Source organism: Pseudomonas sp. IT-P260 (genome assembly GCF_949768395.1).
GTDB lineage: Bacteria > Pseudomonadota > Gammaproteobacteria > Pseudomonadales > Pseudomonadaceae > Aquipseudomonas > Aquipseudomonas parakoreensis.
In genome coordinates, this window is the sequence record NZ_CATKPO010000001.1 from 219734 (window position 1) to 238199 (window position 18466).

Sequence of the window (18466 nt, forward strand, 5' to 3'; positions counted from 1 at the left end):
CAATGAATACTCGCCATGGCCCTCGCCGCGCCCCCCGATCTGACGGATACCGATGTGCCGGTGCAACCGCTGGCGCGTACCTATCCGCGTGGTTTGTTCATTGAGCCGCATGAGCATGTCTGGGGGCAGTTGCTGTATGCGATGAGCGGGGTGATGTGGGTCGAGACTCCGCATGAGGCGCTGGTGGTGCCGCCGCAGCGCGCGGTGTGGTTGCCGCCTGGAGTGCCCCACGGGATTCGCGTGGTGTCGGACTTGCAGATGCGCAATATCTACCTGCGCCCGGCGCTGGCGGCGACGCTGGATGCGACGGTACAGGTGATCGAGGTCGGTGGGCTGCTGCGTGAGTTGATCGTCGGTTTGGTGGAGCAGGGTGACAGCGGCGAGCCGGCTTATTACGACGCCTTGGTCGGGCTGGCGTTGCTGGAACTCAAGCGTGCCCGGCGCTCGCCATTGAAGATCCCGCTGCCCGACGATTCCGACCGGCGTTTGATGAATTTGTGCCAGGCGGTGATGGCGGCGCCGTCGCTGGACATTCCATTCGAGCAGCACGCGGAAAACGCCGGAGCCAGCGTGCGCACGCTGGCGCGGCTGTTCAAGGACAGCCTCGGCATGGGCTTCGCCGAATGGCGGCGGCAGGTGCAACTGGCGACGGCGGTGGCCGAGTTGATTCAGGGCGTGCCGGTGAATGCGATCGCTCGGGAGCTGGGGTATTCACCGAGCAGTTTCAGTGACATGTTCCGGCGTGAACTGGGGGTGGCGCCTTCGCAATTCTCCACCACCTGAACGCGACCCTGTAGGAGCTGCCGCAGGCTGCGATCTTTTGATCTTGTTTTCAAAATCAAAGTCAAAAGATCGCAGCCTGCGGCAGCTCCTACAGGGGAATGTCGGTCTTTTGGCCGAAATTCAGAAGTCCTTGGCCGACACCTCTGCCCATCCTTCCCTAGACTCTGCCCATTCCTTTCACGCGGCGGAGTTTTCCATGAACTACCTGATTTCGCTGGGCATCGGTCTCGGTGTCGGCCTGCTCTATGGCGCGCTGGATTTTCGTTCCCCGGCACCTCCGGCGATTGCGCTGGTGGGGCTGCTGGGCATGCTCGCGGGTGAGCAGCTGTGGCCGCTGGGCCGGCAACTGGTCGCCGGTTGGTTGTCCTGAATGTCCTTTTTTTCCTTTGGTGGATGTCCTCATGAAAGCACTGCAATTCGATAAAACCGGCGATCTGTCCTCCCTGCGTTTCGTCGACGTACCGACCCCGGTGCCCGGCGCTGATGACGTGCTGGTCGAAATCAAGGCCGCCGGTCTGAACCCCAGCGATGTGAAGAACGTACTCGGGCGGTTTCCCTACACCACATTGCCACGGATTCCCGGGCGCGATTTTGCCGGTGTCGTGGTCGAAGGCCCGCAGGCGTTGCTCGGTCAGGAAGTCTGGGGCACCGGGCGCGAACTGGGCTTTTTTGCCGATGGTTCGCACGCGCAATTCGTCAAATTGCCGGCCAATGGCGTGGCGCATAAACCGTCGCACTTGAGCTTCGCTCAGGCGGCCAGCCTCGGCGTGCCTTATACCACCGCTTGGGATGCGTTGGAGCGCAGCCTGGTGAGCGCTGAAACCCGTTTGCTGGTGATCGGCGGTGGTGCGGTGGCGACAGCGGCGTTGGCTTTGGCCAAGGTGCGCGGCGCGCAGATCCTCGCGGCCGCGCGGCGGCCGGAGCAGGTCAAGGCGTTGCAGGCACAGGGCTATCCGACGATTCAGCTGGATAAGCCCGAAGACCTCGGCACGCAGGTCAGCGCGGTGTACAGCGGCGGCGCTGACGTGATCTTCGACACCACCGGTTTCTGGCTGCCGGCCTCGGTCGCGGCATTGGCAGCCTTCGGGCGCATCGCGATCATCGCCGCACCGGTCGACGGCCATGTGCAATTGCCGGCATTGGCGTTGTACCGCAAGGGCGGTTCGGTGGTCGGGATCAACTCGCTGCTGTACGGCGTGCAAGCCTGTGCGGTGATGCTCGAGCAGTTTGGGCGGTTCTTTGATGAGGATCTGTTGCCGTTGCCGCAGGGGTTGGTGGAGGTGCCGCTGGCGGAGGGGTTGGACAGCTACGCGCAGGTGAATCAAGGCAGTGGCGACAAGATAATTCTCATCCCCTGACACCACAAAACAACTGTGGGAGCGGGCTTGCTCGCGAAAGCGGTGTGTCAGCGAAGCAAATATTGACTGACACAGCGCATTCGCGAGCAAGCCCGCTCCCACATTTTTTACCGTGTTGTACTCAGGATTGCGGGACGCCGTTTTCCCACGCCGACCAGTTTTTCAGAATGTCCTGCACCAGCGGATTGCCGGCGCGATAGAGGTTTTCCAGCGCCGGCACAAAGCCGCCCTGATCGGCGTACTTGAGCAGATTGTCCACTTCGCTGCCGCCCGGAGCAGGGCGGTCGAAGTCGGAGCCAGCACGCACCACGGCCAGACGCTGCACATCCACCAGACCTTCGCGACTGGCACGCAGCAGCGCTTCATAGGTCGAGTTGTCTTCCTGTTGCGTGGTGCAGTACTCGCCCTTGTTGTCGGTCAGCAATTGGGTCCAGACCTCGGCGCGTTCGCTCAGGCGCGTACCGGAGAACCACGTGTTGCCAGCCAGCGTGTCGCAGCGCGTAACCACTGGCGGCTGGTTGGCCGGGGCCGACGGGTATTTCCGGCGCCACGCCGCCGATTCCTTGCTTTCACTCAGCTCGACCTTGTGGCTCAGGGCAAAGGCTTTGGCCTGCAGTGTCGGGTTGAGTTCGAAGACTTCGGTCTTGTAGTCCAGCGGCGGTTTTTCGTTCGGGCCCTTGGTGTTGATGCCCAGGTAGCCGGTCGGCCAGCTCGCCGGCGCATCACGCGAATCCAGCTCCCATTGCGTACCGAACTCCACCAGGTAATGCGCCCACGCGGCGGTGCCGAGGGTCCCGTGTTTCGGGCTGATGCCGGCGATCCCGGCGATCAGAAAGTAGCTTTTGCGCAGGTCGAATTTCGGCGACAGGGCCAGTGCCAGGGTTGAAGCAGCGGCGTTGGTCTGACCCATGCCGGTGGTCAGCAGGCACACCTGTTGTGCATTGCAGCGCACGGTCGGGTACTCGGCGGACAGGCCCGGCACGCGGATTTCCTGTTGCAGATCGAGGCGCTCGATCCAGTGCTGCGCCTCGGGGGCGAACATGGTGATCAGCACCACTTTCGGCTGGATCGGCGCTTGCGCCGCCCACGCCGTGGAAGAGAGCAGGGCCGCAGCGGCCAGGGTCAGACGCGTCATTGCTTGCATGAGAATCTCCTGATTTCAGAACTGATAGCCGATGCCGGCGTAGTAACCCCAACCGTTGGAGCGCGCGCGGAAATTGCCGTCGCCGAAGTTCAGCTCGCTGCCGTCCTCCCAGTTGCCGCCGTTGTGGAAATAACGGCCGACCAGGGTGAAACGCAAGTGGGTGAACGAATACAGCAACACGTTGGTTGCCACCGTGGCATTGGCGGTGCGTGCCGGGTTGTCCTTGTGGATGTCGGAGCCGAAGTCGAAGTTGGTGAAACCGATGTAGGTCAGCGACGCGCCGTTGCTGAATTTGTCGATGGGCACGATGTATTTGAGCTGCGCGCGGTAGCCGTCCCACGAATACTCATTGCTCGCACCGTAGTTTTCCCACTGGTAGCGCCCGTACAGGTTGGCCGACAGGTTGACCCGCGAATGGGTGTCGATGTCGGTGCCGAAGCCGCTGTACAGGGTGTTGGCGCGGTTCTCTTTACGGCTGCCGTGATCGTAGATCCAGTCGAACGCCACGTACCATTCCTTGAACGGGCCGATGGCCAGGCTGCGGCCGGCGAGGTAGTCGATGGAGATGCGCGGCTCGTGCTCCATGAACACCGGTGAGCCATGGTCCCACACGCCTTTGTCGTGGCTGTTGCCGATGTTGAAAATCTTCGGAATGTCGACGTAGCCGTACAGCTCGAACGGCCCCTTGCGCCCGAAGTACTCGTATTCCAGATAGATGTCGTCAGCCGGTTGCGGGCCGAAGCTGATGTCCTTGCTGCCGATCAACGTCAGGTCCTGGTTGTACCAGTCCGACAGATACGCGCCTTTTTTCGCCGGGGCAGCTTCCGGGCTGAGGGCTTCGCCCTGGGCCGATTCGTCGGGCAGCGCCGGTTGCGCCAATGCGCTGTGGCTGAGAACTCCGGTAACGCCGGTCAGTAGCAGGGAAACAGCAAACGTGCGCGCAAACGGGGCGCGAAGAAGGGAAGCAGCGTGCATTCAAAGTCCTTTTTTGCGGATCAAGGCCCGGGTTCTGCGGGTCTGTACGGTTTTGTTACGAAAAAGCCGATATAGGCAGGTCGCAAACGTTTGCACAACACGTACCAAGTCGCACCGTTCGCCCCTGTAGGAGCTGCGGCATGCTGCGATCTTTTGATTTTGTTTTTAAGGATCAAGATCAAAAGATCGCAGCGTGCCGCAGCTCCTACAGGGGGATGTCGTTTAGGCAGAGTCCTGTGTTTAGGGGCCGAAACCCGCGGTTTAGACGGCCGTAGTATTAAAGTATTAACACCATTTAATCAGTGCCTCATCGCGGGGCGTCTACTAGCTTGTCACCCATAACGCGGTTTTGTGATGACCGTCGCAGTCTTGATTCGCGTGTGGAATAAGCCCGACTTGCACGCCTTCAAGGAAGAATTTGGCCACGACAAGGAGTAGCCCGTGGAAGCAAGGTTTGGTGTCGCCCTCGTTTCGCGTTTTTCCCCTCTTTCCCTTGCCGTGCACTTGAGCGTTGCCGGACTTTTGTTCGGTGGGGTCAGCGAGCAGGCGCTCGCGACATGCTCGGCGGCAGGTTCGACGATTACCTGTTCGGGCGTCCCGACGCTGCCGCTGTTTCTCAATGACTACAGCAGCGCCACCAGCGGCTTGACGGTCAACGTCAACTCCGGGGCGCAGATGAACGCGACGCTGGGTGGCAAGGTCATCAACCTGACCGGGGCCAATATCAACCTGAACAACTCCGGTACCCTCGACCCGGCCTTGCTGGGCCTGGTCTCGATCCTCAGTGGTGGTGCGTTCATCGGTACCGGCGCGACCAGCACGGTGAGCATCGTCAACAACGCCACCGGGATCATTCGCGGTACCGGCATGCTGCTCGGCCTCAACCTGACCAGCATCGACGGGCTGGGGATTGGCGTGAACAACTCGGTGTCGGGCACCACGACCATCACCAACGACGGTACGATTACCTCGACCGGGCTGTCGGTCGGCGGCATCACCCTGGCCGATACCCCGGTGGTCGGGGTGTACGGCGGTTCACAAGTCAACATGACCAACAGTGCCAGCGGCACGATCAACGGCCGGATTGCGTTCGAGACGTCAGTGGCGGGCAACACCTTCACCAACGCCGGCAACATCACCGGCGGTGTGTCGATGGGGGCGGGCAGCACCAACACCTTCTACGCGATCACCGGTTCCAGCGTTAACGTCGGCGACGGTGTGCAAGTCTCCGTCGGTCTCGGGGGCCTGATTGGCATCAACCTGACCTTCGCCCCGACCGGCACGATCGATGGCGGCGCGGCGGGCACCAACACGCTGATCCTGCAAAACCCGATCGGCCTCGGCGGCGGCACCACCGGGACCGGCACGGCGTCCAGCGCGACCTACGTCAACTTCAACAACCTGATCCTCAATAGCGGCACCTGGACCTTGCAGGGGCCGTTGGTCAGCGGTGCGACCACGCTCAATGGCGGTGTCGCGCAGTTCAACGACAACGCGGCGTTCGGCAGCGGTGTGCTGACGTCCAACGGCGGGATCCTGCAGGCCAGCAATGCCGGTTTGACGCTGGCCAACCAGATCAATCTGGGCGCCGGCGGCCTGACCCTGCAGGGCATCAATGGTACGACCCTCAACGGTGTGATCTCCGGCAGCGGCGGCCTGACCAAGATCGGCAGCGGTCAGCTCAACCTCAACGGCATCAACACTTACACCGGCAACACCGTGCTCAATGGCGGTGTGGTGCTGGTGGGCAACAACCAGTCGTTCAGTACCGGTGGCATCACGGTTGGCGGCTCTTCGAGCATCTCGGCAACGACGCCCATTTCGCTGGCGAACGCGATCACGCTCAACAGCACCCTGACCGCAACCGGCACCGGTGCGCTGACCCTGGGCGGGGTGATCAGCGGCGCCGCCAACCTGACCAAAACCGGCAGCGGCAGCCTGACCCTCAACGGCAGCAACACCTACACCGGGATCACCAGCCTCAACGCCGGGACCTTGCGCGTCGGCAACAACAACGCATTGGGTACCGGAGTCCTCAACACCAGCACCGGCACCAGCCTCGACAGCACCGGCAACGTGACCCTGGCCAACAACGTCGGCATCACCGGTGCGTTGAACGTGCTCGGCAGCAATGCCCTGACCCTGGCCGGTATTGTGTCCGGCACCGGCGCGATCACCAAAAGCGGCAGCGCCAGCCTGACCCTGACCGGCAACAACACCAACAGCGGCACCACCGCGCTCAACGGCGGCAGCTTGCTCCTCGGCAGCAACACCGCTCTCGGCACGGGCGCCTTGAACGCGGCGGCAGGCACCACGCTGGATGCGACCACCGCGGTGACCTTGGCCAACGCTGTCGCGCTGGCGGCGGATCTGACCCTCGGCGGCACCCAGGCGCTGGGCCTGAGCGGCGTCATCAGCGGTGCCGGCAACCTGATCAAGAATGGCACCGCGAACCTGACCCTCAGCGGTAACAACACCTTCTCCGGCGGCACGACGCTCAATGCCGGGACGCTGATCGTCGGCAGCAACACCGCGCTGGGCACTGGCGCACTGACAACGGCGGCGGGCACTACCCTCGACGCCAGCACCACCGTCGCGCTGAGCAACGCGGTCGCCCTTGGCGGTAACCTGAACATCGCCGGCAACGCCAACCTGACCCTCGGTGGTGTGGTCAGCGGCAGCGGCGGGCTGACCAAGAACGGCGCGGCCAACCTGATTCTCAACGGCGCCAATACTTTCCTCGGTGCTGTTGCGTTGAACGCAGGCACCATCACGGCGGGTGCCAATGCTGCGCTCGGTAGCGGCGATATCACCGTCGGCGGCGCTGCGACCCTCGACAGCAATACAGCGGTGACGCTGAACAACAACGTCATTCTCAACAACAATCTGGGGATCGGCGGCAGCAACGGGCTGACCCTCGGTGGCGTGATCAGTGGCGCCAGCCAGTTGACCAAGAACGGTACCGCCAACCTGACCCTCAACGGCGCCAACACCTTCACCGGTGGCACCGCGCTCAACGCCGGCAGCCTGACCGTCGGCAACGGCGCGGCACTCGGCACCGGTACGCTGACCGTGGGCGGCGCGGGCGCAACGCTCAACAGCAGCACCAACGTGAAGCTGAACAACGCGATTGCCCTGAACGCCAACCTGACTGCCGGCGGCGCCAACCCGCTGACCCTCGGCGGCGTGATCAGTGGTGGTAGCAACCTGATCAAGACCGGTTCTTCGACCCTGACCCTGACCGGCAACAACACCTACACCGGCGCTACCTCGCTGAACGCCGGGACACTGATCGTCGGCTCCAACACCGCCCTCGGCACCGGCGTGCTCAACGCCGGCAACAACACCACGCTGGATGCCAGCACCGCGACGAGCCTGGCCAACAACGTCAACCTCGGCGGCAACGTGACCGTCGGCGGCAGCAACGCGCTGACCCTCGCGGGCGTGGTTTCCGGCGTCGGTGGGTTGACCAAAAGTGGCCCCGCCGACCTGATTCTCAACGGCGCCAACACCTACTTCGGCAACACCGCACTCAACGTCGGAAAGCTGATTGTCGGCAGCAACACCGCGCTGGGCAGCGGCGCATTGAACGCAGCGGCGGGCACCACGCTGGACACTAATACCGCCGTCACTTTGGACAATCAGGTCAACCTCGCCGGGGCGCTCAATGTGGGCGGCAGTGCGGATCTGAGCCTTACCGGAACCGTCGCTGGCGCCGGTAGCCTGGTGAAAGACGGCGCGGCCAACCTGAGCCTCAACGGCACCAACACCTACGCCGGCGGTACCACCCTGAATGCCGGCACCCTGACCGTCGGTAACAGTTCGGCGCTCGGTACCGGTGTGTTGACGGTCGGTGGTGCGACAACCCTCGACAGCAGTTCGCCGCTGGTCAGCCTGGCCAACGCGGTCGTGCTGAATGCGGCGTTGAGCGTGGGCGGAACGCAGAACCTGACCCTCGGTGGCGTTACCAGCGGCACCGGCCAGTTGATCAAGAACGGCGCGGCCAACCTGACCCTCAACGGCACCAACACTTTCAGCGGCGGCACCACCCTCAACGCCGGCACCCTCACCGTCGGTGCGCCCGGCGCCTTGGGCAGTGGCACCCTGACCGTCGGTGGCGCCGCGACGCTGGACAACAGCAGCGCCTTCACCCTCGGCAACAACATCACCCTCGATGCCGGGCTGACCCTGGCCGGCAACAACGGGCTGACCCTCAGCGGTGTGATCGACGGTGCCGGCAGCCTGACCAAAACCGGCCTGGATGACCTGGCCCTCAGCGGCACCAACACCTTCACCGGCGCGCTGAACATTGCCGCCGGCAGCGTCACCACCCTGAGTAGCGGAGCCCTGGGCAACACCGCCGGTGCCAATATCAGCGCCGGCGCCAGCCTCAACCTCGGCAGCGACGCCAGCCTCGACGGCCTGAGCGGCAGCGGCAGCGTGCAGATCGCCGGCGGCAACACATTGACCGTGGGCGGCGTCAGCAGCACCAGCACCTTCGACGGCGACCTCAGTGGCAACGGCGGCCTGACCAAGGTCGGCACCGGCACCCTGAACCTCACCGGGATCAACGGCATTGTCGGCAACACCGCCGTCGACGGCGGCACCCTGAGCCTCAGCGGGTCGCTGGCCAGCACCCAGGTCAACGTCAATACCGGCGCTAGCGTAACCGGCAGCGGTTCGCTGCTCGGCACTCTCAACATTAACAACGGCGGCCACCTGGCGTTGTCCTCGGGTACCACCCTGTCTGCCGCCTCACTGGTTCTGGCCGCCAACAGCAATATCGATGCGAACCTCGCCACGCCATCGACCACCTCGCTGATGAACATCGGCGGCAACCTGACCCTCGACGGTAACCTCAACGTCACCGATGCCGGCGGCTTCGGCGTCGGTGTCTATCGCCTGTTCAACTACGTCGGCGCACTGACCGACAATGGCCTGACCGTGGCCGGTGTGCCGGTGGGTTATGGCCTCGGCGACATCCTCGTACAGACCCTTGGCAATCAGATCAACCTGGTGGTGTCGGCACCGAACACCAACCTGCGCTTCTGGGACGGCAGCCAGACCATCCCTAACGGTAATGTGGACGGCGGCAGCGGCACATGGACTGCCGGCGGCACCAACTGGACCAATTCCAACGGTACGCTGAACCAGACCTGGGCCGGCGACTTTGCGGTGTTCCAAGGCACGGCCGGTACGGTGTCGGTCAACGGCACGCAACTGTTCACCGGAATGCAATTCCTCACCGATGGCTACAACGTGGTCAATGGCACGTCGGGGCTACTGACTGCCGTCAATGGCAGCGGCGGAACCACCGCGATGCGGGTCGATCCGGGCGTGACCGCCACGGTCGGCGTGAACATCGACGGCAGCGGGATTCTCAACAAACTCGACGCCGGCACCTTGGTGCTCAACGGCGCCAACAGCTACAGCGGCGGCACACAACTGGATGGCGGCACCCTGGTGGTCGGCAGCAACAGCGCGCTGGGCAGCGGCGCACTGATTGCCAACGCTGGCACGCAACTCGACAGCAACACCGCCGTGACCCTGGCCAACGCAGCCACCCTCAACGGCAACCTGACGATCCTCGGCAGCAATGCGCTGACCCTCAACGGTGTCATTTCCGGCACTGGCGGCTTGATCAAGAACGGTTCGGCCAGCCTGACCCTCGGTGGCAACAACGCTTTCCTCGGGCCGGTGGCGCTGAATGCGGGAGGCTTGATTCTGGCGTCGAACAGCGCGCTGGGCTCGGCGACCCTGAACGCGGCGAACGGCACCACTCTGGATGCCAGCGGCGCCTTCACGGCGGGTAACGCGATCAACCTGGCGGGCAACCTCGGCATCGTCGGCGGCAACGATCTGACGCTGAGCGGCGCGATCAACGGCGCCGGCAGCCTGACCAAGAACGGCGCGGCCAACCTGATCCTGAGCGGGGCCAACAACTTCCTCGGTGGCGTCACCCTCAACGCCGGCACCCTGACCGCCGGCAGCAACGGCGCCCTCGGTCTGGGCAACCTGACCGTGGCCGGTGCCTCGGCGCTGGACAGCAGCACCTCGGTGTCGCTGGGCAACAACGTGGTGCTCAACGCCAATCTGACCAACACCGGCAACAGCGACGTAGCGCTCAGCGGCGTGGTCAGCGGTACCGGCGGTCTGATCAAGAACGGTGCGTCCAACCTGACCGTCAACGGCATTAACACTTACAGCGGCGGCACCACACTGAACGCCGGCACCGTGACCCTCGGCACTTCGTCGAGCCTGGGCTCCGGCGCGGTGACCGTGGCGGGCGCATCGACCCTCGACACCACCGCGCCGCTGGTGCTGGCGAACAACGTCAACGTCAATGCCAACCTGAGCGTGGCCGGCAACAACAACCTGACCCTCGGCGGTGTGATCGCCGGGGCGGGCACCTTGACCAAGAATGGTCTGGCCGACCTGACGCTGTCCGGCAACAACACCTTCAGCGGCACCTTTGATGTGCAGTCCGGCAGCCTCACGACACTGGGCAACTCGGCACTGGGCAGCGACGCCGGAGTCAATCTCGGCGCTGCGGCAACTCTCAATCTCGGCGGCTCTGGCAGCCTCGCCAGTCTGACCGGCAGCGGCACCGCGCTGATCGGCGGCAGCAACACCCTGAGCATCGGCGGCAACAACGCCAGCAGCGTTTTCGCCGGTGTACTCACCGGAACTGGCGAATTGGACAAACTTGGCAGCGGCACGCTGACCCTGACCGGCCTCAACAGCCTGACCGGCAACACCACGGTCAACGCTGGTACCTTGAGCGTCAACGGTTCGCTGGACAGCGCTAGTGTGCTGGTCAACAGCGGCGGCACCCTGACTGGCGGCGGCTCACTGGGCGGTGCCGTGACCGTGGCCGATGGCGGTCACCTGGCCGGCGCCACCGGCAGCACCCTGTCGGTGAACTCGCTGGTGTTCAACGCCAATTCCAACTTCGATGTCGGCCTCGGTGTGCCGGTTTCCGGTGGCGGCAATGCGCTGGTCAACGTCGGTGGCAACCTGACCCTCGACGGCACCCTCAACGTCAGCGACATCGGCGGTTTTGGCAGCGGCGTGTACCGGTTGATCAACTACACCGGCGGCCTGACCGACAACGGCATGCTGATCGGCACGGTGCCGGGCAGCGTCACCCCGGGGGATCTGACCCTGCAAACCGCGCTGGCCAACCAGATCAATTTGCTGGTCACCGCACCGGGCGTCACCGTGCAGTTCTGGGACGGCAACCAACTCGTCGCCAACGGTTCGGTCGATGGCGGCAGCGGCACCTGGGGCACCGGCACCACCAACTGGACCGACGTCAACGGCACCACCAATCAGGCCTGGACCAATAATTTCGCAGTGTTCCAGGGCACAGCCGGCACGGTCACCGTCAACGGCGCGCAAACCATCACCGGCCTGCAATTCGTCACCGATGGCTACACCCTGCAAAACGGCACGGCCGGTGCGCTGAACCTGGTCAACGGTTCGCTGGGTAACGCCACGGTGCGAGTCGATCCGAACGCCACCGCGACCGTTGGCGTAGCGCTCAACGGCAGCGGCACCCTCGGCAAATACGACAGCGGTACGCTGGTGCTCAATGCCGCCAACGGCTACACCGGAGGCACCGCGCTCAACGGCGGCAAGATTGTCGTCGGTAATAACGCGGCGCTGGGCACTGGCGTCTTGACTGCCGCAGACGGCACCGCACTGGACAGCAACGCGGCCGTCACGCTGGGCAACGATGTGGTGGTGAACGGTGGCCTGAGCGTCGCTGGCAGCAACGCCTTGACCCTCGACGGTGTGGTCAGCGGTGCAGGCAGCCTGATCAAGTCCGGCGCTTCGAGCCTGACCCTCAACGGCAGCAACACCTACAGCGGCGGCACGCAACTCGCTGGCGGTACGCTGGTGCTGGGCAACAACAGCGCCATCAGCAGCGGTGCATTGAGCGTGACCGGCAACGGCAGCCTCGACAGCACCTCGGCGCTGCAACTGGCCAATGCCGTCAACCTTGGTGGGCAACTGACCCTGGCCGGCAACCAGAACACCACGTTGCTCGGCGCCATCACCGGCACTGGCAGTCTGGTGAAAAACGGCAACGGCGATCTGCTGCTTCGCGGCGCCAACACCTACAGCGGCGGCACCACGCTGAACGCTGGCACGACCACTGGCGACACCAGCAGCCTGCAAGGCGCGATCGTCAACAACGCGGCGCTGACCTTCGCGCAAAACGCCGACGGCAGTTACACCGGCAACCTCACCGGCAGCGGCACGCTGAACAAAACCGGTACCGGCCAGTTGCTCCTGACCGGCAACAATACCTTCACCGGCAACACCTCGGTGCAGGCCGGCGACCTGATCGTCAACGGTGTGCTCAACAGCGCCAACGTCAACGTCGCCAGCGGTGCGCAAATCGGCGGCAGCGGGCAACTGGGTGGCAACGTGCAACTGGCCAGCGGTGCAACGCTGAGCGGTGGCGGCTCGGCCACGCCGTTGTCGGTCGGTGCGCTGGCGCTGTCCTCGGGGACCAACCTGGACTTCAGCCTCGGCTCGGCCGCCAGTTCGACCACGGTGGTCAACGTCGCCGGCAACCTGACCCTCGACGGTACGCTGAATATCAGCAACGCCGGCGGCTTCGGCACTGGGGTCTATCAACTGTTCCGCTACGGTGGCAGCCTGACCGACAACGGTCTGGTCTACGGCAGCCTGCCGGTGTCGGCGGCCAACCTGACCCTGCAAACCGCGATCGCCAATCAGGTCAACCTGCTGGTGCAGGGCACACCGGGTGAAGTGCAGTTCTGGAACGGCGGCACCACCAATCCTGACGGCAGCATCGGCGGCGGCAGTGGCGTGTGGGGCCCGGGCACCAACTGGACCGATCCGAGCGGCACGCAGGCGCTGGCGGCCAATGGTCAGTTCGCGGTGTTTGGCGGTCAGCCAGGTGTGGTCACCGTGCAGGGCAATCAAAATTTCACCGGCCTGCAATTCCTCGTCGGTGGCTACAGCCTGGTGCCGGATGCCGGTGACACGCTGACCCCGGTCAATGGTCCTGGCGGCACGCCCGCACCGATCCGCGTGAATGCCGGTGCCAGCGCCCAAATCGATGTGCCGCTGATCGGCACTGGCGGGATCGAAAAACTCGATTCCGGCACGCTGGTGCTGACCGGTGCCAATACTTACAGCGGCGGCACCACCGTCAGTGGCGGTACGCTGATCGGTAACACCACCAGTCTGCAAGGCAACATCACCGACAATGCCACGCTGGTGTTCCAGCAGAATACCAATGGCCAGTTCAACGGCGTCCTCAGCGGACTCGGGGCGATGGCCAAACGCGGCGCCGGCACGTTGCTGCTGACCGGCAATCAACCGTTCAGTGGCACCGTCTCGGTCGATCAAGGCCTGCTGCAAGTTGGCAGCCGTGCGGCCCGGGCTTCGCTGGGGGCACAAGTCACGGTCGCCAACGGCGCAGGCCTGAGCGGTAACGGCAGCGTCGGTTCGGTGGTCAACCACGGTGTGGTGGCTTCCGGTGGTGCTGACGGCACCTTGAGCGTGGCCGGCAACCTGACCAACAGCAGTGATGGTGTGCTGGCGCTGACGGTCAGCTCGCCAACCGCGACACCGTTGGCGGTGGGTGGTACGGCAGCCTTGGGTGGCGGTCTGGTGGTCAACAGTCTCGCGCCGTTCACCGGTAATACCACTTACTCGCTGATCACCGCGGGCGGTGGTGTAACTGGCACCTTCAGTGCCGCCGATCTGCCGCAGTACGCGTTCCTCGACAGCTCGCTGGTCTACGGTGCCGATTCGGTCACCCTGGCCGTCAGCCGCAACGGCAACTCGTTCGCCGACGTCGCCGCCACGGGCAACCAGCGCGGCACCGCCACGGCACTGTCCAATAACGGTGCGGCTGGCGCGGCGTTGCAGAACCAGATCGTCAACCTCAGCGTGGCCGGTGCGCGCAATGCGTTCGACAGCCTCTCCGGGGAAATCCACGCCAGCACCGCCAGCGCCATGCTTGAGGACTCGCGCTTCATCCGCGAGGCGGTCAACGACCGCATGCGCCAGCCATCGTGCAGCGCCGCGGATGATCCACGCAAAACCCTGGCACCGAGCGACACGCAACTGAGCAGCAACGGCTGCCACGGGGAAATGATCGGCTGGATCCGGGCCATCGGTGCCTGGGGCGACATGGGCGGCGACAGCAACACAGCCAAAGTCGATCGCAACCTCGGCGGTTTCATGCTCGGCACCGACAAGGCGCTGGATGACAACTGGCGTGCCGGGATGGCTGCCGGCTACACCCGCAGCAATCTCAACGCGCATGATCGCAACTCGGACGCCAAGGTCGACAGCTACCACTTGGCCGGTTATCTGAACTCGCAATTCGATGCACTGGCGGTGCGCCTCGGAGCGGCTTACAGCTGGCACAGCATCGAGACCAAACGCGACGTCAGCGTCGGCAGCTACAACGATCGTCTGAAGGCCGATTACGACGCACGCAGTGCGCAGGTGTTCGGTGAAGTGGGTTACGCGATCAACGCGGCAGGCGTTGCCATCGAACCGTTCGCCGGGCTGGCCTACGTCAATTACGACAGCGACACCGGCAAGGAAAAAGGGGGAGTGGGGCGCCTGAAGGCCGACGCCGATCAGGACATCACCTACTCGACCCTCGGCGTGCGCGTCGGCAAGTTGGTGACCCTGGCCAACGGCAGCCAGCTGACACCACGCGCGGCCATCGGTTGGCGGCACGCTTACGGCGACACCAAACCTGACGCCGACCTGACCTTCATCGACGGCGGCGCCTCGTTCAGCACCCAGGGCGTACCGATTGCCAAGGACAGCGCACTGCTCGAAGCCGGCATCGACTTCCAGGTCACCCCGACCGGCAAGCTGGGCATCGGCTACTCGGGCCAGGTGTCGAGCGACAACAACGACAGCGCGTTCAACATCAGCTTCAGCCAAAGCTTCTGAATCATGGTCGAAGTACTTTAGCCGCCCGAAAGGGCGGTTTTTTTTGGGAGGCAGAATAGAGCGGCTTTATATGTCCGGCGATGAAGTGGCGGTGACCGCTCGATAGCCTTCGCGAGCAGGCTCGCTCCCACATTGGCTCTCTGTCACCCACCGACTCTGTGTCCACTGGAGATCCCGTGTGGGAGCGAGCCTGCTCGCGAAGAGGGCCAGACAGTCAGCGCAAAAATCTGCCGGCTCGCGCTCTGCTAGAATCCGCCCCATCAACTGCCAGAGACTCTCCCATGAGCGAGCCGATTCGCCTGACCCAATACAGCCACGGTGCCGGTTGTGGCTGCAAGATTTCCCCGCAGGTGCTGGAAGTGATTCTGGCCGGTAGCGGTGCGCAGAACCTTGACCCGAAACTGTGGGTGGGCAATGCCTCGCGTGATGACGCGGCGGTGTACGAGATCGATGCCGAACGCGGTGTGGTGTCGACCACTGACTTCTTCATGCCGATTGTCGACGACCCGTTCGATTTCGGCCGGATCGCCGCGACCAACGCGATCAGCGACATCTATGCCATGGGCGGCGATCCGCTGATGGCGATTGCGATCCTCGGCTGGCCGGTGAATGTGCTGGCGCCGGAAGTGGCGCGGGAAGTGATTCGCGGCGGGCGTGCTGTGTGCGACGCCGCAGGTATTCCGCTGGCCGGCGGGCATTCGATCGATGCGCCGGAGCCGATCTTCGGCCTGGCGGTAACCGGTCTGGTGGAAAAGCGCCACATGAAGCGCAACGACACTGCCACCGCCGGTTGCCTGCTGTACCTGACCAAGCCGCTGGGCATCGGCATCCTCACCACCGCCGAGAAGAAGGGCAAATTGCGCCCCGGCGACATTGGTGTGGCCCGCGACTGGATGTGCACCCTGAACAAACCCGGCAGCCGCTTCGGCAAACTGGCCGGCGTCACCGCAATGACCGACGTCACCGGTTTCGGCCTGCTCGGGCACCTGGTGGAAATGGCCGATGGCAGCCACCTGACCGCTCGCATCGGCTACAACCACGTGCCGCGTCTGGACAGCGTCGAGTACTACCTCGAACAAGGCTGCGTGCCCGGTGGCACCCTGCGTAACTTCGACAGCTATTCGAGCAAGCTCGGCCGTCTGCAGGAGTTGCACAAACGCGTGCTGTGCGACCCGCAGACCAGCGGTGGTCTGCTGATTGCGGTCACCCCTGAGGGTAACGACGAGTTCCTCGCCGTGGCTGCCGAACTGGGCCTGGACCTGGCGCCGATTGGCGAGCTGGTTGAGCGACAGACCCACGCAGTCGAGGTGATCTGATGTACCGCGACTGCACCGATTACCGCGACATTTTCCTCAACGACCGGCCGATGATGGACGCCCGCGCCCCGGTCGAATTTGCCCACGGCGCGTTTCCCGGCGTGGTCAACCTGCCGCTGATGAACGACCGCGAGCGCGAGCAAGTGGGCACTTGCTACAAGCAACATGGACAACAAGCCGCCATCGCTCTGGGTGAGCGGCTGGTGTCTGCCGAGGTCCGGGAGCAGCGTATTCAGGGTTGGGTCGAGTTTGCCCAGGCGCACCCCGACGGCTACCTGTATTGCTTTCGCGGCGGCTTGCGTTCGCAGATCGTCCAGCAATGGATCAAGGAGGAGGGCGGGATCGATTACCCGCGTGTCGGCGGCGGCTACAAGGCCATGCGCACGTTCCTGCTGGAGACGATCGATCAGGCCGTGGCCGAGTGCGATCTGGTGTTGCTGGGCGGGATGACCGGTACCGGCAAGACCGAACTGCTGGTGCAGTTACGCAATGGTCTGGATCTGGAAGGCCACGCCAATCATCGGGGATCGAGTTTCGGCAAACGCGCCACCGGGCAACCGACCAATATCGATTTCGAAAACCGTCTGGCCGTTGATGTGTTGAAAAAACGCGCCGGCGGCGTCCAGCAGTTTGTGCTGGAAGACGAGAGCCGGGTAGTCGGCAGTTGTGCCTTGCCACTGCCGTTGTACCGAGGCATGCAAGTGGCGCCGATGGTCTGGCTGGAAGACAGCCTGGAACAGCGGGTCGAGCGGATTCTGCAGGACTATGTGATCAACCTGCACGCCGAGTTCGTCGCCGTGCACGGCGAGCAGGGCTTTGCGCTGTATGCCGAGCGGTTGATTGCAAGTTTGAACAATATCCAGCGCCGGCTGGGCGGCGAGCGCCATCAGCGGATGTTCCTGCAGATGGAAGAGGCCTTGGCCGAGCAGGCGCGCAGCGGATCGGTCGAGCAGTTCCGTGACTGGATCAGCGTGTTGCTGCGTGAATACTACGACCCGATGTATGCGTTCCAGCGGGAGAAGAAGGGCGGGCGGATCGAGTTTGCCGGGGAGCGCGGGGCGGTGCTGGAGTATTTGCGTGAGCGAGCCAGCCAGAAAGATTGAGGTTGTAGCGGCTGGCCTCTTCGCGAGCAAGCTCGCTCCCACAGGGTATTTGTATTCAACGCGGATCAAATGTGGGAGCGAGCTTGCTCGCGAAGGGGCCGGGTCAGGCCACACAACACTCAAGTCGGGCACGTCGCCTTGCCGTTATCCAGCCCCTGCTTGTAGCTGTGACTCTGCAGGCTGGCCTTGCCGTTGTGCCAGGTCAGGGTCAGCACATACAACGAATCGAAATCGCCTGAGGCCCAGTCATCGGTGATCGTCTGCTTTTCGCCGACCGCGTTGCCCGCGACCTTGTTGATCAGCTCCGGCAGATAACCGTGGGACCACGCGGTGTAGATCGTCGCGTTGTGGTACTTGTCTTCGGTCAGTTCCCGCGCCAGGTCGCTGGTATCGTTGGCAGAGAATTCGATGTTCACCGGCAGGCCGAGCTTGATCGCGGCGGGGCTGATGGTCATCAGCGGGCGAATGTAGCTGTAGGAGTTGTCCAGCTCGCCTTCCTCGACATTGCGTGTCGGGTCGGCAGCGAACACGTAATCGGCCTTGCCGAATTTTTCCGGCAGCAGGGTCGACAGCTCGATCGCCCGGTTCAGGCCCTGGCAGTTGAGCTGGCCGAGGCCGCCTGCGGGCTTTTCCGCGTGGCGCAGGAAAACCAGGGTCTGGGTGCCGTCTACCGGCTGGGCGCGAATCTGGCTCGATTCGAGCGACAAGGTCAGCGCACTGACCGCCAACAGGGAGGGCAGGGCCACGCAGGCGCGATGTTTGAAGCGTTTGGCGAAACTCATGAGGTTCGTCATTGAGTACAGGATTCTTCAGCAAATTCGGTTG

The 18466-nt window shown here is 63.8% G+C and carries 9 protein-coding genes; 6 read left to right on the forward strand and 3 right to left on the reverse strand.

Features of this window, described 5'->3' with window-relative positions:
• Window positions 1-15: 15 nt before the first annotated feature.
• From ACM6HV_RS00775 to ACM6HV_RS00785, 3 genes are all read left to right on the forward strand, one after another.
• The gene (locus tag ACM6HV_RS00775; protein ID WP_414902961.1) at window positions 16-783 is read left to right on the forward strand and encodes an AraC family transcriptional regulator; all 768 of its coding nucleotides are present in this window, start codon (window positions 16-18) and stop codon (window positions 781-783) included.
• Window positions 784-979: 196 nt separating this feature from the next.
• Window positions 980-1153: a DUF1427 family protein gene (locus tag ACM6HV_RS00780; RefSeq protein WP_414902963.1), complete on the forward strand. Its 174-nt coding sequence runs from the start codon at window positions 980-982 to the stop codon at window positions 1151-1153.
• A 31-nt stretch (window positions 1154-1184) separates the two neighbouring features.
• Complete coding sequence (locus tag ACM6HV_RS00785; protein ID WP_414902965.1) at window positions 1185-2141, forward strand: quinone oxidoreductase family protein; 957 nt, start codon at window positions 1185-1187, stop codon at window positions 2139-2141.
• Between the two features lie 121 nt (window positions 2142-2262).
• On the opposite strand, the gene ACM6HV_RS00790 is transcribed toward ACM6HV_RS00785, so the two are convergent.
• Together ACM6HV_RS00790 and ACM6HV_RS00795 are read right to left on the reverse strand one after the other, a co-directional pair.
• Window positions 2263-3285: a purine-nucleoside phosphorylase gene (locus ACM6HV_RS00790; protein WP_414902967.1), complete on the reverse strand. Its 1023-nt coding sequence runs from the start codon at window positions 3283-3285 to the stop codon at window positions 2263-2265.
• A gap of 15 nt (window positions 3286-3300) precedes the next feature.
• On the reverse strand, window positions 3301-4260 hold the full coding sequence (locus ACM6HV_RS00795; protein ID WP_108182238.1) for a nucleoside-specific channel-forming protein Tsx: 960 nt from the start codon (window positions 4258-4260) through the stop codon (window positions 3301-3303).
• 441 nt (window positions 4261-4701) lie between these two features.
• Between ACM6HV_RS00795 and ACM6HV_RS00800 the strand changes: the two genes are divergently transcribed.
• From ACM6HV_RS00800 to mnmH, 3 genes are all read left to right on the forward strand, one after another.
• Window positions 4702-15222 (forward strand): autotransporter-associated beta strand repeat-containing protein, encoded by a 10521-nt coding sequence (locus tag ACM6HV_RS00800; protein WP_414902970.1) that lies wholly within the window; start codon window positions 4702-4704, stop codon window positions 15220-15222.
• A gap of 281 nt (window positions 15223-15503) precedes the next feature.
• Window positions 15504-16538 (forward strand): selenide, water dikinase SelD, encoded by a 1035-nt coding sequence (gene selD, locus ACM6HV_RS00805; RefSeq protein WP_041074189.1) that lies wholly within the window; start codon window positions 15504-15506, stop codon window positions 16536-16538.
• Window positions 16538-17641: a tRNA 2-selenouridine(34) synthase MnmH gene (mnmH, locus tag ACM6HV_RS00810; RefSeq protein ID WP_414902972.1), complete on the forward strand. Its 1104-nt coding sequence runs from the start codon at window positions 16538-16540 to the stop codon at window positions 17639-17641. Before selD ends, mnmH begins: the two co-directional genes overlap by 1 nt.
• A gap of 119 nt (window positions 17642-17760) precedes the next feature.
• Here the strand turns inward: mnmH and ACM6HV_RS00815 are convergent, their stop codons facing one another.
• On the reverse strand, window positions 17761-18435 hold the full coding sequence (locus ACM6HV_RS00815) for a histidine phosphatase family protein (protein WP_414902974.1): 675 nt from the start codon (window positions 18433-18435) through the stop codon (window positions 17761-17763).
• Window positions 18436-18466: the final 31 nt, after the last annotated feature.